We start from the raw sequence: 21,157 nt of genomic DNA on the forward strand, positions 1-21,157 counted from the left end.
TGTCAGTGCTGTCCCAGTGCTGTCCCGGTGCCTCGAAACGGGCGGGACAGCGCGGATCGACTCAACCGGTCGCGGGACTTCCGGACCGCAGGGGAACCCCCACGTCGTGCAGGTGACGCAACGCCTGCGCGTACGAGCTGACGATCCCGGACTCCAGGTAGTCGACCCCCAGCTCCTCGCAGTACGCCCGGACGATCGGCTGGGCCCGGCGCAGGTTGGGCATCGGCATGCTCGGGAAGAGGTGGTGCTCGATCTGGTAGTTGAGCCCGCCGAGCACGACGTCCAGGACCACGCCGCCGCGCACGTTGCGCGAGGTCAGCACCTGGCGCCGGAGGAAGTCGAGCTTGTCCTCGCCCCTGAGCATCGGCATGCCCTTGTGGTTGGGGGCGAAGGTGCAGCCCAGGTAGACGCCGAAGACCGCCTGGTGCAGGAGGAGGAAGAGCACGGCCTTGACGGGCGACAGCACCGCGAACAGCGCGCCCAGGTACAGCACGGCGTGCACGGCCAGCAGCGACGCCTCCACGGCCCGGTTCTTCATCGCCGGTCGCCTCAGCGCCCGGACGCTGGACACGTGCAGGTTGAACCCCTCGAACGTGAGCAGCGGGAAGAACAGGAACGCCTGCCAGCGGCCCACGAACCTGGGCAGCCCCTTGCTCGCCGCGGCCTGCTCGCGCGACCAGAGCAGGAAGTCGGGGTTGACGTCGGGGTCGTGGTCCTCGTGGTTGGGATTGGCGTGATGGCGGGTGTGCTTGTCCATCCACCAGCCGTAGCTCATGCCGATGGCGAGGTTCCCGGCCACCAGCCCGGCGAGCTCGCTGGAGCGGCGGGAGCGGAACACCTGGCGGTGGGCCAGGTCGTGGGCGACCAGTCCGATCTGGGCGAACACCACCGCGAGGAAGACCGCCACCAGCAGCTGGTACCACGAGTCACCGAGGGCGAAGAAGGCCGCCCAGCCGCCGACGAAGGACGCCGCGACCAGGCCGAGCCTCGCGGCGTAGTAACCGGGACGCCGGTCGAGCAGCCCCGCCTGGGCGATCCGGCGAGACAGGCGGGCGAAGTCACTGCCCCGCTCCCCGTCTCCCGGAGCGGCGGTCTCGGGGGCGTCGTTTCCGGAGGTGACGTTCGCAGGAGCGGGGGGAAGATCCGCATCATCGATCGCGGTTGAGTTGGTCACGGTTCTCCTCAGATGGGCCGGATCACTCGACATGATCACGTCAGCCTGTCACGCCACGGATCAGCGTCGACCAAGAAGGACGACCGTCCCAGGATCCCGTGGCCGCCGCGATCCCAACCCCCCGCTCACACCCCAGCTTGTGGTAGTGCTGACCCTACCCCGGCAGATGTCACTATTTACGAATAATCGCAAGACAGCTGCTATATCACCCTCCTATCCGTTTCAGCCCGCTAGGTCGGACTCACGGCTGCTGGCAGGATGGTCGCCCATGGCATCGGGGACATATTGGACGATCAGAACGGCGGCGGCGACGGCTCTGGCGGTGAGCGCCGGGTGCGCCACGGGCCTCGACGGCGGAACGGGCCGGGCCGGTGACGGCACCACCCCCGCGCCGGGCGCCTCCAGCGCGTCGAAGGCCCCCTCCGGCGCGGGCGACCGCGCGGCGAGGCCGGCCGGACCTCCCGGGGTGACACCCCGGCCGGGCGAGGTGGGCGAGTTCCCCCGCCCCGGCGACGGCCTGCCCCCGGTGATCAGCTCCATCCCCACCAGGCGGAAGGTCGTCTTCCTCACCATCGACGACGGCTGGGAGCAGGACCCCGGCTTCGTGGCGCAGGTACGCGACCAGCGGATCCCGGTGGCGGCCTTCGTCACCCGCGACGCCGTGGAGGCCAGGGGCGCGGCCGATCCGACCGCCCAGGGCGGCAGGTTCCTGGGCGCGGGCAAGTGGAGGTACGTGCGCGACCTGCGCGACGCGGGGGCGACGATCGAGAACCACACGCTGACCCACCCGAACCTCCCCACGCTCGGCTACGAGGGCCAGAAGGCCGAGATCTGCGGCGTCTCCAAGCTGATCCGCAGGCACACCGGCACCGCGCCCACCCTGTTCCGCCCGCCGTTCGGCAACCACAACACCCTGACCCGCAGGGCCGCCAAGGCCTGCGGCATCGACGCGCTCCTGCTCTGGACCGCGACCGTGCAGCCGGGCGGGAAGATCGCCTACCAGGTGCCCGACAAGAAGCTCCGCCCCGGCGACATCCTGCTGCTGCACTTCCGCCCCAACCTCGCGCGCGACTTCAGGATCCTCGTCGCGAAGATCAAGCGCCGGGGTTTCGAGATCGGCAACCTCGACGCGTATCTCAAGGCCGCGGCCCGCTGACCAGGCCGCGGCGGCCGAACGGCGGACGGCCCGCTCCCTGCGCGGGGAGCGGGCCGTCCGGGGATATATGTGATCACTCACTCTCGGCGGTGTAGAGGTACTCCCAGTCGCCGCACCGGGTGGGGTAGGAGCTGTGCCGGCCGATCTGGCAGACCTTGACGCGGACGCTGTCGACCTTGTGCTTGCTGAAGGCGAAGTGCTTGGCACCCCCGGCGCCGCAGTAGGTGTAGGACTTGCCGTCGTACCACTGGTTGCCACCGTCGCCGAAGTGGTGGACCGCGAACTTCACGTAGGCGCACTTGCCGCCCTGCTTGTACGTGCGGTGGTCGAGGTCGTACAGCTTGCCCTTGACGTCGACCCGGTTCCACTTCTGCTGGTGGTCCCACTCGACGCCGATCCAGCCGCGGCTCTTGGCCCGGTGGTTGGCCGAGAAGTAGGAGCCCCAGTTCTCGCTGTAGTCGTAGTCGTAGCCGGTCGCGGCGGTGGCCGCCGCCGGGGCCGCCGTGGTCGCGGCGTGCGCGGTGGCGGGCGCGGCGAGCGCGATCGCGCCGAGGGCGGCCGCGGCGAGCAGGCCGGTGGCGATTCGCTTGATCATGGTTTCTCCCCTTGTCTCCCCGAACCGGCCCTTGCCGATTTCCCCCTGGAGTGACTCATTTGTAGGGGGAGCGGCTTGCAGACCCCCGTATCGCTCCTTACGGAGCGCTTGCGAGACGTTTGCAGCGACTCGCCCTAGCCAGACGGGATTCGTGTGGGAAAGGGGTGACAAGGGGTCCGCCGCCCGGCGTACCCGGAAATCACCCCGGAGGCGGACGCCCCGGAGGGGGCGCCCGGACCACCATGGAGTCACGCCCCGGGGGAAGGCGGGCGCGGGGGGCGCCCGGTGCGGGGGACGGATGCCCCTTCGGGAGGGACGTCCGGGGAGGGATCCTCGGACACCCCTTCGGGAGGGGGCGTCCGGGAGGAAATCCCCGGTGGCGCGGGAGAACCGGCGCCGCGGGCCACCGAAGACGATCTCGGTCCGGCGGAGAAGTGCGGTCTCCCACCGGGCCATGTGACAAAGATCGCAGTAGCTCGCGGCGCCCCTCCCTCCCATTGCTCTACAAGTCGTAGTACTACTAGAAGTAGAACTACAGGCTGTAGAGCACAAGGCCCGTGAAGGGAACGCGAGGGGACGATGGACGCGCTAGACCTGGCCCGGTGGCAGTTCGGGGTGACCACCGTGTACCACTTCCTGTTCGTGCCGCTCACGATCGGCCTCGGCGTCTTCGTGGCCGGGTTGCAGACCGCGTGGCACCGCACCGGCAAGGAGCACTACCTGCGGCTCACGAAGTTCTTCGGGAAGCTCTTCCTGATCAACTTCGCGATGGGCGTGGTCACCGGCATCGTGCAGGAGTTCCAGTTCGGCATGAACTGGAGCGAGTACTCGATCTTCGTGGGCGACGTCTTCGGCGCCCCGCTCGCACTGGAGGCGCTGCTCGCGTTCTTCCTGGAGTCGACCTTCATCGGCCTGTGGATCTTCGGCTGGGACCGGCTGCCCAAGCGCGTCCACCTGGCCACCATCTGGGTCGCGGTCATCGGCTCCAACCTCTCGGCGTACTTCATCCTCGCCGCCAACGCCTGGATGAAGCACCCGGTCGGGTACGAGGTGGTCGACGGCAAGGCCAGGATGACGGACCTGTGGGCGGTGCTCACCAACTCCACCGCGCTCGCCCAGGTGCCGCACGTGATCGCGGGGGCCTTCGTCGTGGCGGGCGGCTTCGTGCTCGCGGTCTGCGGCTACCACCTCCTGCGCGAACACCGCGCCGGCGGGAGCGGCGGGAGCGGCGGCGCGAGCATCTGGCGGACCCCGATGCGGGCCGCGCTGCTGATGACGGCGATCGCCGGGATCGTGGTCGCGGGCAGCGGCGACACCTCGGCCAGGCTGCTGCATGAGCAGCAGCCCATGAAGCTCGCCGCGGCCGAGGGGCTCAGGCACGACACCGCCGGAGCGGCGTTCTCCCCCGTTCCCGGCCTGGAGGTGCCCAAGCTACTCAGCCTCCTGTCCGCCCACGACCCGAACGCCGTCGTCCAGGGCACCGAGGACCTTCAGGCGCGCTACGAGGAGCGGTTCGGCCCCGGCGACTACCGGCCCAACCTGCCGGTGGTCTTCTGGTCCTTCCGCGTGATGATCGTCTTCGGCCTGTCCACCGTGGGCCTGTCGGTGCTGGGCCTCTGGCTGACCCGCCGCGGGCGCCGCGGCGCCCCTGCGGCCACCCGCGTCCCGCGCGAGTTCCCCGCCTGGTTCGCCAGGGCCTGCGTGCTCGCGCTGCCGCTGCCGAGCATCGCGATCATCGCCGGCTGGCTGCTCAGCGAGATCGGCCGCCAGCCGTGGACCGTCCAGGGCGAGCTGCTCACGGCCGCGAGCGTCTCGCCCGGCGTCAGCCTGGCCGAGGTGGCCGTCTCGCTCGCGGTCTTCACCGCGCTGTACGGCGTGCTCGCGCTGGCCGAGGCGGTACTGCTCACGCGCCACGTCAAGGCGGGCCCCGAGCCCGTCGCCCCCGCCGCTCCCCGCACGCCGCCCTCCCGCGACGGCGACGGCCACGAGAGCGCGGATCCCCGGCTCCAGCCGACCCTCATGTACTGAAGGCGACGACGATGGAACTCACCACCTTCTGGTTCGCGGTCATCGCGTTCCTGTGGACCGGCTACTTCGTGCTGGAGGGCTTCGACTTCGGCGTGGGGATGCTGGCACCGGCACTGGCCAGGAACGAGGCCGAACGCAAGCAGGTCCTGGGCACGATCGGCCCGGTCTGGGACGGCAACGAGGTCTGGCTGATCACCGCGGTCGGCGCCATGTTCGCCGCCTTCCCCGCCTGGTACGCCGGGATGCTCAGCGAGTTCTACCTGCCGATCGTGCTGGTCCTCGTCGGGCTGATCGTGCGCGGCGTCGGCCTGGAGTGGCGCGGCAAGGTCCGGCACGCCTCCGACCGAGCCTGGTGCGACCTGGGCGTGCTGGTCGGCAGCGCGCTGCCCGCCTTCCTGTGGGGCGCCGTCTTCGCCGACCTGCTGCGGGGCAGCGCGACGGCCGCCCTGGTCGGAGGGGTGTTCTCGCTCTCGGTGTGCGTGCTGCACGGGGCGGTGTTCGTCGCGCTCAAGACCACCGGCCCGGTGCGCGCCCGCGCCAGGCGCGCCGCGATGATCGCCTCCGTGCCGGCGCTGCCCGCCGCCGTGGCGGCCCTGTCACACATCCCCGTCGCGGGTACGGCGGCCGTCGCCTGGTCGGCGTCCCCATGGCTGTGGGCGGGCGCGCTCGCCTCGATGGCCGCCCTGGCCGCGGGGGTCGCGCTGACCTGGCGAGGCCGGGAGGGCTGGGCGTTCGCCGCCACGGCCTCGTCCATCGCGCTGGGCTCCGCCGCCCTGTTCGGCGGCCTGTGGCCCGCCCCGTTCCCCGGCCTCACCGTCGCCGAGGCCGCCTCCGGCCCGTACACGCTGGGGGTGCTGACCTGGATCGGCCTGATCGCGCTGCCGTTCGTGCTCGGCTACCAGGCCTGGTCGTACTGGGTGTTCCGCAGGCGCCTGGTCGCCGAGGTCTCCTGAGGGCGCCTGCCGTCTCTCAGTGGGCGCCCAGCCGGGCGAGCGGCTCGACGAGCTCCCGCTCCTCGTAGGACAGGTGCGACAGGAGCGAGTCGGTGAGCAGATCCATCGCGGCCCGCAGGGCCTTGTGACCTTCAGGCTCGGAGACGAAGGCGACCAGCGCCCGGTCGACGCCTTCCAGGACCTCGTGGATGACGTGGTGCTCCTGCTCCAGGCGGTCGACGACGGGCTTCAGCCTGGGGTCCGCGCGGCGCAGGTGGGGGAAGAGGCTCTGGTCCTCGATGGTGTGGTGGGTCGTGACGATCCGGCAGTAGGACTCGCAGTAGACGCCGATCGTCCAGTTGTTCTGGCGCATCGTCATCGTGTTGATGTGCGAGCGGGCGACGCCGGGATCCATCGCCCCGGCGGTGACCTCCTCGATGAGCCGCCGGATCTCGGCCAGCTCCTGGCGGAGCTGGTCGTGGACGTCGATGAGATGGCGTCCGGTCGCCTGTTCCCCGGGGGTGTAGGTGCGGTCCGGGTCGGGGGCCGGGCCGGTGGGACGGGCGGTCTCGTCCCACACCCGCACGTCGGAGAGCCGGACCCCGTCGTCCGGGGTCGGCGTGACCCCCAGCGCGGGGTTCCCTCCCCTGATGCGGGCGGGCGCGACGGCGGCCGTCGAGGTGGCCGTCCCGGTGGCCGGTGAAGCGCTCCGGACGTCGTCCCGCGTACTCACCTCGGCCGCCCGGGGCAGGTCCACGGCGGCGCGCTCGGCCTCCACCAGCTCGCGTACGCCGGGGACGACCTCGGCGGCGAAACGCCGGATGTCGTCGGGGTCGTCGCTCGCGAGGATGTAGGCGCTCATCCCCTGCTCCAGGGTGAGCTCGGCGAGCTGCTCGACCCAGACACCCGCCGGTCCCCGCAGGAAGGAGCCGCCGGAACCGGTGAAGGTCCCGGCGATGTTGTACAGGCGCCGGACGTCGGCGGGCGAGCGTCCCGCGCCGAGGGCGGCCTCGTCGATGATCGCGTTCATGGCCGGGAGCTCGTCCAGGGCGGCGTAGGCGTTGCTGGGCAGCCAGCCGTCCGCGAGCCGCCCGGTCATGTCGAGCATGCGCTTCTTGTAGGCCCCCAGCCAGATGCCGACGTCGTGGGCGGGCGCCGGGCCCGCGTGCGCCCCCCAGACGCGGTGGTGGCGGCCGTCCACCCGCACGGTTCCGCCCTCTTCCGCCCACATGGCCCGGATGACCTGGATGCCCTCCTCCAGCGCGTCGACCCCCTGGGCGGCGGTCAGCCTGGGACCGCCGAGGGCGGCGATGCCGTCCCGGAAGGCGCCCGCTCCGAGCCCGAGCTCGACGCGGCCCCCGCTGAGGAGGTCCAGGGTCGCGACGCTGCGGGCGAGCACCGCGGGCGGGCGCAGGGGCAGGTTCGTCACGTTCGGCGACACCCGCACCGTCGAGGTGACGGCCGCGACGACCGACAGCAGCGTCCAGGTGTCCAGGAACCGCGCCTGGTACGGATGGTCCTGCACGGTCACCAGGTCCAGACCGGCCTGGTCGGTGAGCCGGGCGAGCTCGACGACCCTGTCGGCCCGGTCGGCGACCGGGGTTAGGAAGGTCCCGAACAGCAGCTCGTGCCCGTAGTCGGCCATGTCTCTCCTCGGTGCGTCATCTCGGATACCCGGATGCCAGGACGTGCGAACGCGCGGCGCCGCGACAGTGCGGCAGGACAGATCGTATGCAAAGCAGATGAATTGTCAAACAGAAGGTCTTTCAGGCGGCCGATCCTGGTAATCTCGGGACATGCCCGCCACCCCACGTTCCGGCGCCGAGATCCCGGACGCCCTGGACACCGACCTGGGCTGGACGCTCGGAGTGGTCTTCCGCTCCTACGTCAGGACCGCGAACGCGCTGGTCAGCCACCTGCCCGGCGGTCCGCGCGGCTACCAGGTGCTCGTCGCCGCGGTCCAAGGGCTCCCCGGCGGCCAGGGCGCGCTGGCACAGCGCCTCGGCGTCGACAAGACGGTCATGACCTACCTGCTCGACGACCTGGAGAAGGCCGGCCTGGTCGAGCGCCGCCCCGACCCCGCCGACCGGCGCAACAAGCGCGTCGTCGCCACCGAGCTGGGCAGGCGGACCTGGACCGACACCCAGTCGCGGCTCGAACACGCCGAGGAGCACGTGCTGGCCCCGCTGGACCCGGCCGACCGCTCGGTGTTCCGGGAGCTGCTGCGGAAGCTCGCCGTCCGCGCCGACAGCCTGGACCCGGAGCACAACACCTGCCGGCTCGTCGAGGAGCTCGACCCCGACGGCGTCCCCGACGACCTCCCCGTCAAGCCGAGGCGCTCCGCCCGAGGCTGACCACCGGCCGTCACGAGAACGCGAGCGCCCCGGCCCGGAAACCCGTCCCGGACCGGGGCGAACCCATCCCAGGCCGGGGCGAACCCATCCCAGGCCGGGGCGAACCCATCCCAGGCCGGGGCGAACCCATCCCGGACCGGGGCGAACCCGTTCCGGACCGGAACGCATGGACGCCGGGGCCGTCAGGGGCCCCGGACGTCCCTCAATGGCCCGGGGACGCGGCTCACCCCCGGAGGCCGGACGCGGATCACGTCCCTTGGCGGCCCGGGGACGCGGCTCGCCCCCGGAGGCCGGACGCGGATCAGCCCGCGGACAGGATCAGCGTGGAGCTGTAGGCGGAGGAAGCCCCCGTACCGAATCGCTGGTTGTCGACCACGGATCCGTAACCGGCGCCGCTGGCCCAGTGGAACGTCATCACCGGCCGGTTCCCGCTGAAGTCGATGTTGCCTATCACCTCGGTGAAGCCACTGCCGCCGCCGTTCCGCGACGAGGCGTTCGCCGCGAAGACCCAGCTGTTCCCCTGCCGCTGGAACCGGCCGCGCAGGGGATAGAGGTCCGAGCGCACGTTGGTGGTGTTGAAGACGAAGGTGCCGTTCCCCGAGAAGACCCACACCGCGTTCTGGACGCGCGAGAACGCGCTGCCCCTCCAGGCGGCCCGCCCCTTCAGCTGCTGGAAGTGGGTGACCCTCGCCGTACGGAACCGGTAGGGGAAGGCGGCGCTCGCCACCTGCCCGGACGCGGTGGGCGCGCTCGCCCCGGCCTGCCCCCTCTCGGCCGCCTGCGCCGGAGGGGCCGACACCGCGACCCCGGCGAGCAGCGCCGCCACGGCGAGAGCCCTCGCCGCCTTCCCTCTCCCCCCGGAGCGCGCTCCGTCCCCGCCCGCCCCCGAACGGAACCGACTCCTCGACCCCATGGAACCCATACCGATCTCCCTCCCGGCGCCTTCCCCGCCTTCGTGTCCCACCCGACGGAAAATGTGCATTGCTGACTATGGTGAAAGAGTAAAGCTCTCACTGGTATTCGCGAAAGAGAAATCCAATGCGATCACAAGAAATAAGGGAAATGAAGGCATGAAGTTCGTGGTACACCTGAGAAAATGCTCGCAAAATGCACTATTTGTCGGAATCGCCATTACTTTACCTGACTATATTTAAGTCGCCGTAATCTGGCTTGCCGCCCGCAAGCACAGCCTCGAAAGAAAACGAAGTTGACCTCAAGAGGACTTGAGGTTGAAGGATGACCTTCATGGAGATCGGAGTGATCCTGCCTTCCGTGGCCGTGCGGCGGCGGCAACGGCTCGACCTGGGCACCGCCGCGCGGCACGCGGAGGAGGCGGGGCTGGACGGCGTCTGGCACGGCGACCACTTGGCGACCGGGGCCGCCTCGCTGGACTGCGCCGTGGCGCTGGCCGTCGCGGCGGGGGCGACGACGCGGATCCGGATCGGGGCGAGCGTGTTCGTCCCGGCGATCCGTCCCCTGGCCTGGTCCGCCAAGCAGATCGCGAGCCTCCAGCACGTCTCGGACGGACGGCTGGTGCTGGGCGTCGGGTCCGGCGGCGGCGCCGGGCAGTGGGCGGCGGCCGGGGTGCCGTACGGCGAGCGCGGCAGGCGGACCGACACCGCGCTGGAGCTGCTCCCGCGCCTGCTGGCCGGGGAGAGCGTCACGCTGGTGGACGAGCGGGCGGAGGTACGGTTCGAACCGGCCGTGACGCCCCCGCCGGTCTGGGTCGGCAACGCGTCGGCGGTGGCCCTGCGGCGGGCGGCCCGGCACGGGGACGGCTGGTTCCCCTCGATGGTCCCCCCGGCGGCGGTGGCCTCGGGAAGGACCGTGCTGGCCGAGCTCGCCGCCGCCCACGGACGCCCGGAGCCGATCGTCGCCATCGGCGCCACCGGCGTCCTCGGCTCGGCCCCCGGCCTGCCCACCCGCTCCTCCATCGCCACGAACATCACCGGGTACGGCATCCCGCCGGAGGAGGCGATGGAACTGCCCGTCACCGGGGAGCCCGCGCGGGCGGCCGAGCGGCTGGCCGCCTACCGCGAGGCCGGGGCACGTCACGTGGTCCTGGGATTCGCCGGGGGCGACTGGCGCGAGCAGTGCGACCTGCTCGCCGAGACCCGCGCCCTCCTGAACTGACCCCCGGGGCCGAAACAGGCTCTCGTCCCGAGAATGCACGCGCCGCCCGCGGGAGGTGTCCCGCCGTCAGGATAGATTCGGGGTCAGGCATCACCGGGGCCGACCCGGGCATCGGCCCGGCCGCCTCCCTCGCCATGGACGGACGGCTGCGATGAGCGCGCGTTTCGAGGAGCTTGACTGGCGTCCGACGCCGATCGGCGCCATCAGCCTGCGACGCCGCCGGGAGCCCTCGCTCGGCGTCGACGTCTACGAGATCAAACTCGACGACGACTTCCTCATGTCGAGCCTGTTCACGGTGGCCGAGATCGAGCTCGCCCGGCTCGGGCTGGCGGCGCTGCCGGGTACGGACCTCGACGTCGCCGTGGGCGGGCTCGGGCTCGGGTACACCGCCCAGGCCGTGCTCGAAGACTCCCGCGTACGCTCGCTCGTCGTGATCGACACGCTCGGCGAGGTGATCGAGTGGCACCGGCGGGAGGTGCTGCCGGTCGGGGCCCGGCTGATGTCGGATCCCCGCTGCCGCCTGGTGCACGGTGACTTCTTCGCGATGGTCGCCGCCGGTCCGGGCCTCGACCCCGAGATCCCGGACCGGCGCTTCCACGCCGTCCTGGTGGACATCGACCACACGCCGCGCCACGTGCTGCACCCGAGCCACGCCGCCCTCTACACCCCCGAGGGCCTGCGCGGGCTCGCCGGGCGCCTCCATCCGGGCGGCGTGTTCGCCCTGTGGTCGGACGACCCGCCGGACCCGGACTTCGGCGCCGTGCTCGCGGAGGTCTTCGCGACCTCGCGGGCGCACGTCGTCACCTTCCCCAACCCCCTGCGGGGCGGGGAATCGGCCAATACCGTCTACGTCGCGACGAACAACCCCTGACCCACCGCCCGCGCCCGCTCCCCCGGCGTCCGGCCACGTCAGGTCCGGGGGCGCCCCACCCGGCCAGGCGGTCGGCCGGCCAATCGGCCGGCCGGTCGGGAACCGATCTCGCCCGGCCAGGCGGTCGGCCGATCGGTCGGTCGGTCGGTCGGGAACCGATCTCGCCCGGCGGGCCGGTGACGCCCCGCCCGGCCGTACGGGCGGGAGCGTCAGCCGGGCTGGTTGCTGTCCTTGTGCGCGCCCCAGCCGTGCCAGCACTCGACCTCGATCCAGGCGCTGACCCGGGCGCGGTTCCGTTCCGGATACTCCTTCCCGAGATACTGGCGGGCCAGCCGGTCGATGTCGGTCAGATCCCCGTCCTCGCGCATCTCGGCGACGCGCCCGACGATGCTGACGTGGGTGTACCAGTCCTTCTCGTCGAGCACGGTGAGGGAGACCCGGGGATCGTCGCGAAGGTGCTCCAGGCGCTTGCGGCCCTCGTCCATGTTGACCAGGATCCGGCCGTCGTCCCAGAGATACCAGGTGGCCGTGGACACCGGCTGGCCGTCGGGCCGGAGCGTGGTGATGACGGCGTGGTTCGGCTTCTTGAGCATGGCGACTGCTTCCTCCGGAAGCGGCGGCTTCGACATGATCGCTCCTCTTCGCCCCGGCGTCCCCTGTGGTGAAGGCGGCGCGTGCGGTTCACGAGATACACATCCACGGTGCCATATCCCGCTAAGTGACGATCCGGCGACCCTCCGCGAACGGCCGATACGCCGTACGGCGGCCGGATGAGGCCGGGCCGATCACACTTCACGCGAACGCGTCCCGCCGCCCGCCGCCCGCCGCCGTACGAACCCGGCGCCCCGGACCGACGAGCCTTCTCATGATCAGGGTGATCCGCGTCATATCGTCGTCGGGAGGTTTGACTTGAAGCGCTTCAAGTGTTGGAGGCTCCCTTCATGGCAACGGCGTCCGGAGAGCGGGCAGCGGGTCTGACCATCCAGGAGATGGCGCGACGATCGGGCTTCAGCGAGCCCACGCTGCGTTACTACGAGAAGATCGGCCTGCTGGGAACGGTCGCCAGGGACGAGTCCAGCGGTCACCGCCGGTACGAGGCGGCGACCGCGGAACGCGTCGAGGCGCTGTCGTGCCTGCGTTCGTCGGGGATGACGGTCAGCGGGATGCGCCGCTACCTGGACCTGCTCGCCCGGGGGAACTCCGCGGCGGCCGAGCAGCGAGACCTGTTCGCCGGGCAGGCGGAGAAGCTCGCCGCCGACATCGAGCAGCTGCGGCTGCGCCTGACGTATCTGCGCCACAAGGCGGATATGTGGGACGCCCGCGCCCGTGGGGACGCCGTCGCCGAGAGCCACGCGATCGACAGGATCGTTCGCGTGCTGGAGCAGTTCACCCACTGAAGGAGCGATCACGATGAGCGCGGAAGATCTCACCACCTCCACCCCCGCGAGCGAAACGGTGCTGGTCACCGGCGGCACCGGCTATCTCGGCGGCCACATGGTCGCCCGCCTGCTGCGGGAGGGGTACCGGACCCGTGTGACGGTCCGGGAGCCAGGACAGCGGGCCGGGGTGCTGCAACAGCTCCGCCGGGCCGGGGTCGACCCGGCCGGCCGCCTGGAGTTCGCCGTGGCGCGCCTCTCCGGCGACGAGGGCTGGGCCGACGCCGTGGACGGGGCCGCCCACGTGCTGCACCTGGCGTCGCCCTTCCCGTTCACCCCTCCGGAGACGGAGGCCGAACTCATCCTCCCGGCGCGCGACGGCGCGCTGCGGGTCATCGCCGCGGCCCGTGCCGCGGGCGTGCCGCGCGTGGTGATGACCTCCTCCTACGCGGCGGTCGGTTACACGGTGAAGCCCGGCGGCCACTACTCGGAGGAGGACTGGACCGACCCGGACACCGAGGGCCTGCCCGCCTACCACAGGTCGAAGGTCCTCGCCGAGCGCGCGGCCTGGGACTTCGTCCGCGCCCACGGCGGCGTCGAGCTGTCGGTCGTCAATCCCACGGGGATCTTCGGCCCGGTGCTGAGCGACCGCCCGTCCGCGTCGGCCGACCTGGTCAAGGCCATGCTGACCGGGCGGATGCCCGTGGTGCCGATCATGTACTTTGGCGTCGTCGACGTGCGTGACGTCGCGGACCTGCACCTGCGGGCCATGCTGCACCCGAAGGCGGCGGGCGAGCGCTTCATCGGGGTCGGCGGGGCGTCGATCAGCTTCTTCGACATCGCCCGGATCCTGCGCGAGCACTTCCCCGCCGCCGCGGACCTGCTGCCGTCCGCCGAGCTCACGATCGAGCAGGTACGCGAGGCCGCGAAGACCGATCCGTCCCTCCGGGACGCCGCCGGCCTGGGGGGACAGATCCCCGTCATCAGCAACGAAAAAGCCCGTTCGACGCTGGGCTGGGAGCCGCGCGACGTCACCGAGACGATCGTGGAGACCGCGGAAAGCCACCTCCGGCTGGGACTGACCCTGCCCGAGGGCCACAGCCTCGACGCGTGACCTCCGGGACGCGTACCGGGTCAGGAAAGAGACGAGGGCCCGCGCCCGAAGGCGTTGAGCGCGGTGGCGGCGAGGGCGAGGGCGAGGCCGACGACGGGGGCGGCGGGGACGCCGAGGAGGGCCAGGGCGGTGGCCGTGACCCCGGCCGGGACCCACGTCCAGGCGGGGATCACGCGGGGCGTGCCGCCCCGGCGGCGGCGCCAGGCCTCGGCGGCCATCGGGACGACGAGCGGGGGCAGGGCGGCGGCGAGCGCCGAGAGCCAGGGCAGGAGATAGAGGTCGAACCGCAGGACGGCCAGCAGCGTGCCGGGGACGGCGACGGCGAGGACGGCCGCGGTCCTGGAGAGCCCCGGCACGACCGACCTGACGGCGAGGGCGCCGGAGTAGGTGGTGGTCAGGCTGGGGGCGAAGACAGCCGCGGTGACGAAGAGGTTGCCGAAGGCCGCGACGTCGCCGGTGCCCGCCAGCGTCGCGACCACGTCGGGCGAGCCGGTGCGCAGCCACACCCCGGCACCGGCCAGGGTCGCCAGCGACGCGGGGACGACCAGCAGGGCCACGCACACCAGCAGGTCCCGCCGCCCGGCGAGGCCGTGGCTGAAGTCGGGTGCCCGCAGCGCGAAGACGGCGACGTACCCGACCAGGACCGCCACGTCCGGCAGGATGCCGCGGACGTCGGCGGTGACCGGCAGCACGGGTGGGCTCAGCCTGACCACGCACACGGCGACCAGCGCGAGCGCCGCCAGCGTGGTGACGACCGCGATCCGGTTGCCCATCCGGCCGGAGGCGTGGGAGGCGGCCAGCACGGCGGCGGCGAGCAGTACCGCGCCCACCGGTCCGGGCAGGGAGGTGACGGTGCCGAGCGAGGCGCCGCCCAGCCCCACGTTGAAGCCGTTCCAGCCGATCATGGCCAGGGTGAGCAGGACGCCCACCGCGGTGCGGGCGGCCGGGGAGAGGTAGGTGGGCGCGACGTCCGTCAGCGTGCCGCCCTCGGTGCGGGAGGAGCCCAGGCCCAGCATGCCCTGGCCGTACAGGAGAGCGGCCATGAGCGCGGCGCCGAGCAGGACGGCGACGATCGGCACCGCCCCGCCGTGACGGTCGGCCATCGCCGCCCCCATGGTGAGGGTCGCCGGCGCGGCGCCCAGCCCGAGCCAGGCCCCGGCCGCCCCGGTCCAGCGGCGGCCGGCCCGGCCCGGGGAGGACGCGGCCGGCGGGGAGGACGACGTCATGCTGGGGTGGTGTCGGCCTTGACCGGCGTCCCTCCCGCCGGGCCCCCGGGCGTTCCCGGCGGACCCTCCGTACTCCCCGGCGTCCCGGTCGGGCCCTTTGACGTCCCTTCCCCGTCCCCCAGGGTTCCGGACGGGCCGGTGGCCGGTTTCCTGGCGGCGCTGCCGCCGAGGTAGAGGGCTCCCAGGCGGGGGTCCTCGACCAGTTCCCCGGCCGGTCCGGAGATGTGCACCCGCCCCAGGTCCAGCACGCAGCCGATGTCGGCCATCTCCAGGGCGCGGCGGGCGTTCTGCTCGACCAGCAGGACGGCGACCCCGGTCCGGCGCATCAGGTCGATCTGCTCGAAGACGGTCGAGGTCGTCTTGGGGTCCAGGCCCATCGACGGCTCGTCCAGCAGGATCACCTTGGGCTCCAGCATGAGCGCGCGGGCGAACTCCACCTGCTTCTGCTGGCCGCCGGAGAGCAGGCCCGCGATGCTCGTCCAGCGCTCGCCGACCACCGGGAAGATCTCCTTGACCTCCTCGACACGCCGTTTGAGCCGGTCCTTGTCCCGGACGGTGTAGCCGCCCAGGCGTACGTTCTCCTCGACCGTCATCTCGCGGAACACGCTGTGCCCCTGGAGCACGTGGGCCATCCCCAGGCCCAGGAGGTCCTGCGGCGAGGCGCCGGTGACGTCCCGGCCGCCGAGCAGCACCGAGCCCGAGCGCGGGGCGAGCAGCCCGCTCGCCACCTTGAGCACCGTCGACTTGCCCGCGCCGTTCGGCCCGACCAGGCAGACCACCTCGCCCGTGCGGACCGTGACCGACAGCCCGCGCAGCACCAGCGCCGCCCTGCCGTACCCGGCCTCGACGTCGCGCAGTTCGAGGACGGTCTCCTTCGGAGCGGGAGTTTCAGACACGTCAGACACGTCAGACACCGAGGTATGCCTCCAGCACTCGGGGGTCGTTCTGCACGACCGCCGGGGGGCCCGCGGCGATGGGGGCGCCGCGGTCGAAGACGATCACGTGGTCGCACATCCCCATGACCATGTCCATGTTGTGCTCGACGACGAGGAACGTCCGTCCCTCCTGGTTGAGCTCGCGGACGAGGGTGACGATCCGCTCGATCAGCGCCGGGTTCACCCCTCCGGCGGGCTCGTCGAGCAGCACCAGCTCGGGGTCGCCCATGAAGACGGCCGCGAGCTCCAGCAGCTTCTGCTGCCCGTACGAGAGGTTGCGCGCCTCGGCGTGCTCCAGGTGGTCGATGCCGACCCGGCGCAGCCAGTGGCGGGCCCGCTCGACCTCCCCCCTGTCGTGGCTGCCGGCCAGCAGCTCGCGCAGGCGGGTACGGCGCACCGCGACCAGCATGTTCTCCAGCACGGTCATCCGGGGGAAGACCCGGCAGAGCTGGAAGGTGCGTCCCAGCCCGGCGTGCGCGATGCGGTGCGGCGAGTAGCGGGTGATCTCCCTGTCCCCGTAGAGGGTCCGCCCGGAGTCGGGCCGGATCATCCCGGTGACCAGGTTGAAGAAGGTCGTCTTGCCGGAGCCGTTCGGCCCGATCAACCCGTTGATCTTCCCGTGCAGCAGCTCGACCGTCGCCCCGTTCACCGCGGTCACGCCGCCGAACGCCTTGGTCAGGCCCTCGGTACGCAGCGAGGTGCTCGGCGAGGTGCCCGGTGACGTGCCCGGTGACGTGCTGGGTGACGTGCTCATCGAACCGCCTCCTGCATCTCCGCCCGCTGCGCGGCGGTCTCCTCGCGGATCGACGCCTCCGGTGGCTTTCTCAGCCGCAGCAGTTTCGCGACGGCCGGGATGATCCCCTCGGGCATGAACAGGACCACGAGTACCAGCAGCAGGCCGGTCGCGGTCAGGTGGATCTGCGACTCGCCGAGCGCGACCAGGAAGTACTCCCCGGCCGGGGCCACGATGAGCGCGCCGAGCAGCGGGCCGAACAGGTAGCGGACCCCGCCGAGCAGGCTCATCAGCACCATGTAGGAGCCGATCAGGATCGAGAAGACGAAGATCGGGTCGAGGCTGCGGAACCAGACGGCGTACAGGCCGCCGGCAAGCGCCACGAACAGCGCCGACAGCGCGTAGGCGGCGACCTTGAACGCGACCGTCGGCACGCCGAGCGACTCGGCCTTGTCCTCGTCCTCGCGGATGGCCCGCAGGCCGCTGCCGAACCGGGAACGGCCGACGAACCACCAGGTCAGCAGGACCACGACGAGCAGGAGCAGGAAGAGGTAGAAGAACACCAGGTGCGTCTCGCCCCGGTTGAGCTCGCGGAACTGCGAGGGCACCCGCAGGCCGGTGGAGCCGCCGGTCAGCGACCGCCAGCCCTGGACCAGCAGGTTCATCATGGAGACCAGGGCGATGGAGACGATCACGAAGGAGGCCCCGCGCACCCGGACCGCCGCGATGCCGACCAGCACGGAGAACAGCGCGACCACGACGGCCGAGACCAGCAGCGCGAGGACCCAGTTCCACCCGGCCCGGGTGATCAGCAGGCCGGTGCCGTACGCGCCGAGCCCGAAGAACGCCGAGTGGCCGAGGGAGACGTACCCGGTGAACCCGCCGAGCAGGTTCCACGAGGTGGCCATCACCGCGTACATCACGGTGAGCACGCCGGCGTAGAGGAGGTAGGTGTTGGGCGCCAGCCACGGGTAAGCGAGGACCAGGAGCGCCCCGAGCGCGAGCAGCCCGGTCCTCGTCCGGGAGCCCGCCCTAGAACCGTTGCGCAAGGCGACCTCCGAAGAACCCCTGGGGACGCACGACGAGGGTGAGGAAGAGGAAGACGTAGAACATCATCGTGGCCCAGGTGGCGTCGACGGTGACCAGCACGAGGCTCTCGATGACGCCGAGCATGAGCGCGGCGGCCGCGGCCCCCTGCACGCTGCCCAGGCCGCCGACGACGATGATCGCCATCAGCTTGCCGATCCAGGCCCAGTGCGCGGCCGGGAAGAACGGCGTGATCAGGGCGAGCACCGCGCCGCCGACCGCCGCGGTGGCCAGGCCCAGCCCGAAGCCGTACCCGGTGACCCGGTCGGTCCTGATGCCCACCAGCCGGGCGGCCTGCGGGTGCTGGATGGTCGCGCGCAGGGACTGCCCGAAGCGGGTCATCCGCAGCACCACGAAGAGCAGGCCGAGCGTGAGCGCGGCGACGCCGAAGGCGATGATGCGGTCGTAGGGCAGGCGGACCGCGCCGAGCGAGAGCGACTGGGTGGCGTACTCCATGCTGATCGACCGGTAGGAACCGGTGTAGATCGTGCCGAGCACGCCCTCGATGATCAGGGCCATCCCGAAGGTGAGCAGCACCGACATCATCGCCATCGTGTCGGAGGCGAGCCTGGAGATGAGCAGCCGCTGGATCGCCACGCCCGCCGCGAAGAACAGCGGGACGGTGATCGGGATGGTGAGCAGCGGGTCGAGCCCGAGGCGGACGTTGAGCGTGTAGGTGAGGTAGGCGGCGACGATGAGGAACGCCGGGTGGGCGACCATCACCACGCGCATGACCCCGAAGTACAGCGACAGACCGGAGGAGAGCAGGGCGTACAGGCCGCCGGTCAGCACGCCCAGGGCGAGTCCCTGCAGCAGGAGGGAGCCCGAGGGCATCAGGTCACCAGTCCTTCTTGGGGAAGACCAGCTTGGTGTTCTGCGCCTTGGAGCCTTCTGGCAGCACGATCTGGACCTTGCCGTCCACGTACTGCTGGATCATGTGCGCGGCCTCGGGACGGCCCTTGTCGTCGAAGGAGAGCGGGCCGACGATGGTGTCGAACGTGCCCGCGCGGATGTGGTCCGCGAGCTTCGTCTGGCACTCCGCGGTCGGGTCGACGCAGCCGACCGCCTTCACGGCGGCCTGCACGATCTGGCCCACGGTGTAGCCGTTGGCCGCGTCCTCGTTCGCCTCGCCCTTGAACATCTCCTTGTAGCGCTTGACGAAGGCGTCGTTGCCGGGGAAGCCGGAGGTGAGCGACCAGCCCACGGGCGACAGGATGCCCTCGACCGCGCCGCCGACCGCCTCGGGGAACTCCTGCAGGGTGGGGCCGGTGGAGAAGGCCGCGAGCTTGGGCTGGGCGCCGAGTTCCTGCAGGGCGCGGACCAGACCGACGGAGTCCTCGAACTGGGTGCCGCCGACCACGATGTCCGGCTTGGCGTTCGCGATCCGGGCGGCGATGGGGGCGAAGTCGGTGGTCTCCGGCGGGTAGACCTCGTCGGCCACGGTCTTGATGCCGCCCGCGGCGAGCTTGTCGCGCAGGCCGTAGGCGGTGCCCTGGGCGAACGGGTCGTCCAGGGAGGCGTACGCCGCGGTCTTGGGCCGCTTGTCCGCCGGGAGCGCCAGGATGTACTCGGCCAGGTAGTTGTAGTGGTCGCTCGCGATGGCCGGGGCGGCGTAGAACAGGTTCTTGAACCCCTGCTCGAAGACCTCCTTGGCGGCGCCCGCGGGCTCGACGAACAGCATGTCGTACGACTCGGCGACCTCGGCGGCGGGGATCACCAGGCGGGTCGAGAACGGGCCGAACACCAGGTTGACCTTGTCCTGGGTGATGAGCGACTCGTAGTCGGAGACGACACGGTTGGGGTCGGAGGCGTCGTCCCGGAAGATCAGCTCGACCTTCCGGCCGAGGAGGCCGCCGGCCGCGTTGACCTGGTCGGCCCAGACCTCGTACCCCTCCCGCACGCCCTTGCCGGGTTCGGAGAAATCGCCGGTCAGCGGCAGGGAGATGCCGACCTTGACCGGACCGGTGCCACCGCTCTCGGCGGCCGGCTCGTCACCGATGCCACCGCAGGCGGAAAGGCCTAGACTGCACATCGCCACCAAGGCAAGGCTTCTGAGGGCGAGGGGAGCCCTTACCATGTCGAACCCTCCAGAGCGTGGATCGGTTTCACCTTCGAAAGCGCTTTCGTAAGCGCTTTCGGTTACCATGGCACGCATTACAGCGACGTGACAAGGGGTAACTTCGCCCATGGAAGAACGCCCGGTGGAAGAGCGTCCGGCCATCCCGCGTCTGGTTGACGTCGCGCGGGCCGCGGGGGTCTCGCTGGCGACCGCCTCCCGCGCGATGACCGGGAGCAGCGGGGTCAGCTCCACGCTCGCGGCGCACGTCCAGGCGGTCGCCGCCCAGGTCGGCTACGTCCCCAACAGCCACGCCCGCGCCCTCGCCGGCGGGCAGGCGTCCATGATCGGGCTGATCGTCCACGACGTCGGCGACCCCTACTTCGCCGAGATCGCCCGGGGCGTGCTGCGCGAGACCGAGAGCCGCGGTTACATGGCCATGATCAGCCAGACCGAGCGCGACCCGCGCTCGGAGCTGGCGCGCATCCGCGCGCTGCGGGCCCACCGGGTCACCTCGATCGTCCTGGCCGGCTCGGGGTACGTCGAGGCCGACACCGAGGTCGACACCGCCGCCGAGCTCGCCTCCTTCAGCTCGGCGGGAGGCCGCGTGGCGGTGATAGGCCGCCACCACCTGCCGGTCGACGCGGTGCTGCCGGACAACCGCGACGGCGCCGAGACGATCATGCGCCACCTGCTGGACCTCGGCCACCGCGACATCGGCGTGGTCGGCGGCCCGGCCAACCTCACCACCGTGGAGGACCGGCTCACCGGCCTGCGGAGCGCCGCCGAGGCGCACGGGCTGAACTGGGGGGCGATCCCCGTCGTGCACGGCGACTTCACCCGCGAGGGCGGCGCGTCCTCGGCCGCGCGGCTGATGCGCGGGCACCCGGAGCTGACCGCGGTCATCGCGCTCAACGACCCGATGGCCGTCGGCGCGCTGTCCTGGCTGCTGCACGACGGCCGCCTGGTCCCCGGCGAGGTCTCGGTCGCGGGCTTCGACGACATCCCGGTGGCCGCCGACGTCTACCCGGGCCTCACCACGATCCGCCTGCCGATGATCGGCATGGGCCGGCAGGCGCTCGAACTCGTCCTCAAGCCCCCCGCCGCCCGCCCCCGGCGCCGGCGCACCGGCCACGAGCTGGTCGTCCGCGCCTCCACCGGCCCGGTCCCCGCCAGATCCGGAGCGGCCCGCCTCACCCGCTGACCCCTCCGGCCCGCCCGAGCCTTCCCTCCGAGTCGCCGAGTCCCCGAGTCGCCCGAGCCTCTCCGAGCCACCAGGCCCCCGGAACTCCCGAACTTTCCCGCCCGCCCGAGCCTCTCCGAGCCCGTCGAGCCCGCGTCGAACCCGTCCCGCGCGGCCCTTCCGCACAGCCCTTCCACCGCACAGT

The 21,157-nt window shown here is 71.7% G+C and carries 20 protein-coding genes; 9 read left to right on the forward strand and 11 right to left on the reverse strand.

Translation table 11 applies throughout. The features are described from left to right. Window positions 1–61: 61 nt before the first annotated feature. Entirely contained in the window at window positions 62–1,174 is a 1,113-nt protein-coding gene (locus ACFYWM_RS32285) for a fatty acid desaturase family protein (RefSeq protein ID WP_389921447.1), read from the reverse strand. A gap of 268 nt (window positions 1,175–1,442) precedes the next feature. Between ACFYWM_RS32285 and ACFYWM_RS32290 the strand changes: the two genes are divergently transcribed. Then, the gene (locus ACFYWM_RS32290; RefSeq protein WP_389921449.1) at window positions 1,443–2,330 is read left to right on the forward strand and encodes a polysaccharide deacetylase family protein; all 888 of its coding nucleotides are present in this window, start codon (window positions 1,443–1,445) and stop codon (window positions 2,328–2,330) included. Window positions 2,331–2,403: 73 nt separating this feature from the next. On the opposite strand, the gene ACFYWM_RS32295 is transcribed toward ACFYWM_RS32290, so the two are convergent. After that, entirely contained in the window at window positions 2,404–2,925 is a 522-nt protein-coding gene (locus tag ACFYWM_RS32295) for a hypothetical protein (protein WP_389921452.1), read from the reverse strand. Between the two features lie 579 nt (window positions 2,926–3,504). Between ACFYWM_RS32295 and ACFYWM_RS32300 the strand changes: the two genes are divergently transcribed. After that, window positions 3,505–4,953: a cytochrome ubiquinol oxidase subunit I gene (locus ACFYWM_RS32300; protein ID WP_389921455.1), complete on the forward strand. Its 1,449-nt coding sequence runs from the start codon at window positions 3,505–3,507 to the stop codon at window positions 4,951–4,953. 11 nt (window positions 4,954–4,964) lie between these two features. Then, window positions 4,965–5,906: a cytochrome d ubiquinol oxidase subunit II gene (cydB, locus tag ACFYWM_RS32305; RefSeq protein ID WP_389921458.1), complete on the forward strand. Its 942-nt coding sequence runs from the start codon at window positions 4,965–4,967 to the stop codon at window positions 5,904–5,906. A gap of 16 nt (window positions 5,907–5,922) precedes the next feature. On the opposite strand, the gene ACFYWM_RS32310 is transcribed toward cydB, so the two are convergent. Continuing rightward, the gene (locus tag ACFYWM_RS32310; RefSeq protein ID WP_389921459.1) at window positions 5,923–7,530 is read right to left on the reverse strand and encodes an LLM class flavin-dependent oxidoreductase; all 1,608 of its coding nucleotides are present in this window, start codon (window positions 7,528–7,530) and stop codon (window positions 5,923–5,925) included. A 151-nt stretch (window positions 7,531–7,681) separates the two neighbouring features. On the opposite strand from ACFYWM_RS32310, the gene ACFYWM_RS32315 reads away from it, so the two are divergent. Next, the gene (locus ACFYWM_RS32315; RefSeq protein ID WP_389921462.1) at window positions 7,682–8,239 is read left to right on the forward strand and encodes a MarR family winged helix-turn-helix transcriptional regulator; all 558 of its coding nucleotides are present in this window, start codon (window positions 7,682–7,684) and stop codon (window positions 8,237–8,239) included. A gap of 301 nt (window positions 8,240–8,540) precedes the next feature. On the opposite strand, the gene ACFYWM_RS32320 is transcribed toward ACFYWM_RS32315, so the two are convergent. Beyond that, window positions 8,541–9,065: a hypothetical protein gene (locus ACFYWM_RS32320; protein WP_389921465.1), complete on the reverse strand. Its 525-nt coding sequence runs from the start codon at window positions 9,063–9,065 to the stop codon at window positions 8,541–8,543. A gap of 419 nt (window positions 9,066–9,484) precedes the next feature. On the opposite strand from ACFYWM_RS32320, the gene ACFYWM_RS32325 reads away from it, so the two are divergent. After that, window positions 9,485–10,372 carry an LLM class flavin-dependent oxidoreductase gene (locus ACFYWM_RS32325; RefSeq protein ID WP_389921468.1) on the forward strand — a complete coding sequence of 296 codons (888 nt, stop codon included), beginning with the start codon at window positions 9,485–9,487 and terminating at the stop codon, window positions 10,370–10,372. A 151-nt stretch (window positions 10,373–10,523) separates the two neighbouring features. Next, on the forward strand, window positions 10,524–11,243 hold the full coding sequence (locus ACFYWM_RS32330; protein WP_389921471.1) for a spermidine synthase: 720 nt from the start codon (window positions 10,524–10,526) through the stop codon (window positions 11,241–11,243). A gap of 209 nt (window positions 11,244–11,452) precedes the next feature. Here ACFYWM_RS32330 and ACFYWM_RS32335 read toward each other — a convergent pair whose 3' ends face one another. Further along, window positions 11,453–11,872, reverse strand: a complete 420-nt coding sequence (locus tag ACFYWM_RS32335; protein WP_389921474.1) for a PPOX class F420-dependent oxidoreductase — start codon at window positions 11,870–11,872, stop codon at window positions 11,453–11,455. Window positions 11,873–12,232: 360 nt separating this feature from the next. Between ACFYWM_RS32335 and ACFYWM_RS32340 the strand changes: the two genes are divergently transcribed. Together ACFYWM_RS32340 and ACFYWM_RS32345 are read left to right on the forward strand one after the other, a co-directional pair. After that, entirely contained in the window at window positions 12,233–12,640 is a 408-nt protein-coding gene (locus ACFYWM_RS32340) for a MerR family transcriptional regulator (protein WP_389921477.1), read from the forward strand. A gap of 13 nt (window positions 12,641–12,653) precedes the next feature. After that, entirely contained in the window at window positions 12,654–13,733 is a 1,080-nt protein-coding gene (locus ACFYWM_RS32345) for an SDR family oxidoreductase (protein ID WP_389921482.1), read from the forward strand. Window positions 13,734–13,753: 20 nt separating this feature from the next. On the opposite strand, the gene ACFYWM_RS32350 is transcribed toward ACFYWM_RS32345, so the two are convergent. The 6 genes from ACFYWM_RS32350 to ACFYWM_RS32375 are packed head-to-tail and all read right to left on the reverse strand — an operon-like array spanning window position 13,754 to window position 19,745. After that, entirely contained in the window at window positions 13,754–14,959 is a 1,206-nt protein-coding gene (locus tag ACFYWM_RS32350; protein WP_389921484.1) for a hypothetical protein, read from the reverse strand. Beyond that, a complete protein-coding gene (locus tag ACFYWM_RS32355; RefSeq protein WP_389921485.1) occupies window positions 14,956–15,855 on the reverse strand; it encodes an ABC transporter ATP-binding protein in 900 nt (299 codons plus the stop codon). Before ACFYWM_RS32355 ends, ACFYWM_RS32350 begins: the two co-directional genes overlap by 4 nt. Before the next feature lie 10 nt (window positions 15,856–15,865). Further along, entirely contained in the window at window positions 15,866–16,648 is a 783-nt protein-coding gene (locus tag ACFYWM_RS32360; RefSeq protein ID WP_389921490.1) for an ABC transporter ATP-binding protein, read from the reverse strand. After that, window positions 16,645–17,676, reverse strand: coding sequence for a branched-chain amino acid ABC transporter permease (locus ACFYWM_RS32365; protein WP_389921495.1), 1,032 nt, complete (start codon window positions 17,674–17,676; stop codon window positions 16,645–16,647). Before ACFYWM_RS32365 ends, ACFYWM_RS32360 begins: the two co-directional genes overlap by 4 nt. Then, complete coding sequence (locus ACFYWM_RS32370) at window positions 17,660–18,547, reverse strand: branched-chain amino acid ABC transporter permease (protein WP_389921498.1); 888 nt, start codon at window positions 18,545–18,547, stop codon at window positions 17,660–17,662. The genes ACFYWM_RS32365 and ACFYWM_RS32370 overlap by 17 nt, the downstream gene beginning before the upstream one ends. 4 nt (window positions 18,548–18,551) lie before the next feature. Next, entirely contained in the window at window positions 18,552–19,745 is a 1,194-nt protein-coding gene (locus tag ACFYWM_RS32375) for an amino acid ABC transporter substrate-binding protein (protein WP_389921501.1), read from the reverse strand. Window positions 19,746–19,899: 154 nt separating this feature from the next. Here ACFYWM_RS32375 and ACFYWM_RS32380 point away from each other — a divergent pair, with 154 nt between their 5' ends. Then, window positions 19,900–20,973, forward strand: coding sequence for a LacI family DNA-binding transcriptional regulator (locus ACFYWM_RS32380; RefSeq protein ID WP_389921504.1), 1,074 nt, complete (start codon window positions 19,900–19,902; stop codon window positions 20,971–20,973). The last annotated feature ends 184 nt before the right edge of the window (window positions 20,974–21,157 follow it).

Source organism: Streptosporangium sp. NPDC002721, assembly GCF_042888905.1.
GTDB lineage: Bacteria > Actinomycetota > Actinomycetes > Streptosporangiales > Streptosporangiaceae > Streptosporangium.

What these genes read in the sequence shown, in the direction of transcription:
- ACFYWM_RS32310 (WP_389921459.1), bottom strand. Translation starts at nt 7,530, where the DNA reads ATGGCCGACTACGGGCACGAGCTGCTGTTCGGGACCTTCCTAACCCCG.
- ACFYWM_RS32370 (WP_389921498.1), bottom strand. Translation starts at nt 18,547, where the DNA reads ATGCCCTCGGGCTCCCTCCTGCTGCAGGGACTCGCCCTGGGCGTGCTG.
- ACFYWM_RS32315 (WP_389921462.1), top strand. Translation starts at nt 7,682, where the DNA reads ATGCCCGCCACCCCACGTTCCGGCGCCGAGATCCCGGACGCCCTGGAC.
- ACFYWM_RS32295 (WP_389921452.1), bottom strand. Translation starts at nt 2,925, where the DNA reads ATGATCAAGCGAATCGCCACCGGCCTGCTCGCCGCGGCCGCCCTCGGC.
- ACFYWM_RS32325 (WP_389921468.1), top strand. Translation starts at nt 9,485, where the DNA reads ATGGAGATCGGAGTGATCCTGCCTTCCGTGGCCGTGCGGCGGCGGCAA.
- ACFYWM_RS32375 (WP_389921501.1), bottom strand. Translation starts at nt 19,745, where the DNA reads ATGTGCAGTCTAGGCCTTTCCGCCTGCGGTGGCATCGGTGACGAGCCG.
- ACFYWM_RS32290 (WP_389921449.1), top strand. Translation starts at nt 1,443, where the DNA reads ATGGCATCGGGGACATATTGGACGATCAGAACGGCGGCGGCGACGGCT.
- ACFYWM_RS32300 (WP_389921455.1), top strand. Translation starts at nt 3,505, where the DNA reads ATGGACGCGCTAGACCTGGCCCGGTGGCAGTTCGGGGTGACCACCGTG.
- ACFYWM_RS32350 (WP_389921484.1), bottom strand. Translation starts at nt 14,959, where the DNA reads ATGACGTCGTCCTCCCCGCCGGCCGCGTCCTCCCCGGGCCGGGCCGGC.
- ACFYWM_RS32360 (WP_389921490.1), bottom strand. Translation starts at nt 16,648, where the DNA reads ATGAGCACGTCACCCAGCACGTCACCGGGCACGTCACCGGGCACCTCG.
- ACFYWM_RS32330 (WP_389921471.1), top strand. Translation starts at nt 10,524, where the DNA reads ATGAGCGCGCGTTTCGAGGAGCTTGACTGGCGTCCGACGCCGATCGGC.
- ACFYWM_RS32380 (WP_389921504.1), top strand. Translation starts at nt 19,900, where the DNA reads ATGGAAGAACGCCCGGTGGAAGAGCGTCCGGCCATCCCGCGTCTGGTT.
- ACFYWM_RS32345 (WP_389921482.1), top strand. Translation starts at nt 12,654, where the DNA reads ATGAGCGCGGAAGATCTCACCACCTCCACCCCCGCGAGCGAAACGGTG.
- ACFYWM_RS32340 (WP_389921477.1), top strand. Translation starts at nt 12,233, where the DNA reads ATGGCGCGACGATCGGGCTTCAGCGAGCCCACGCTGCGTTACTACGAG.
- ACFYWM_RS32335 (WP_389921474.1), bottom strand. Translation starts at nt 11,872, where the DNA reads ATGTCGAAGCCGCCGCTTCCGGAGGAAGCAGTCGCCATGCTCAAGAAG.
- cydB (WP_389921458.1), top strand. Translation starts at nt 4,965, where the DNA reads ATGGAACTCACCACCTTCTGGTTCGCGGTCATCGCGTTCCTGTGGACC.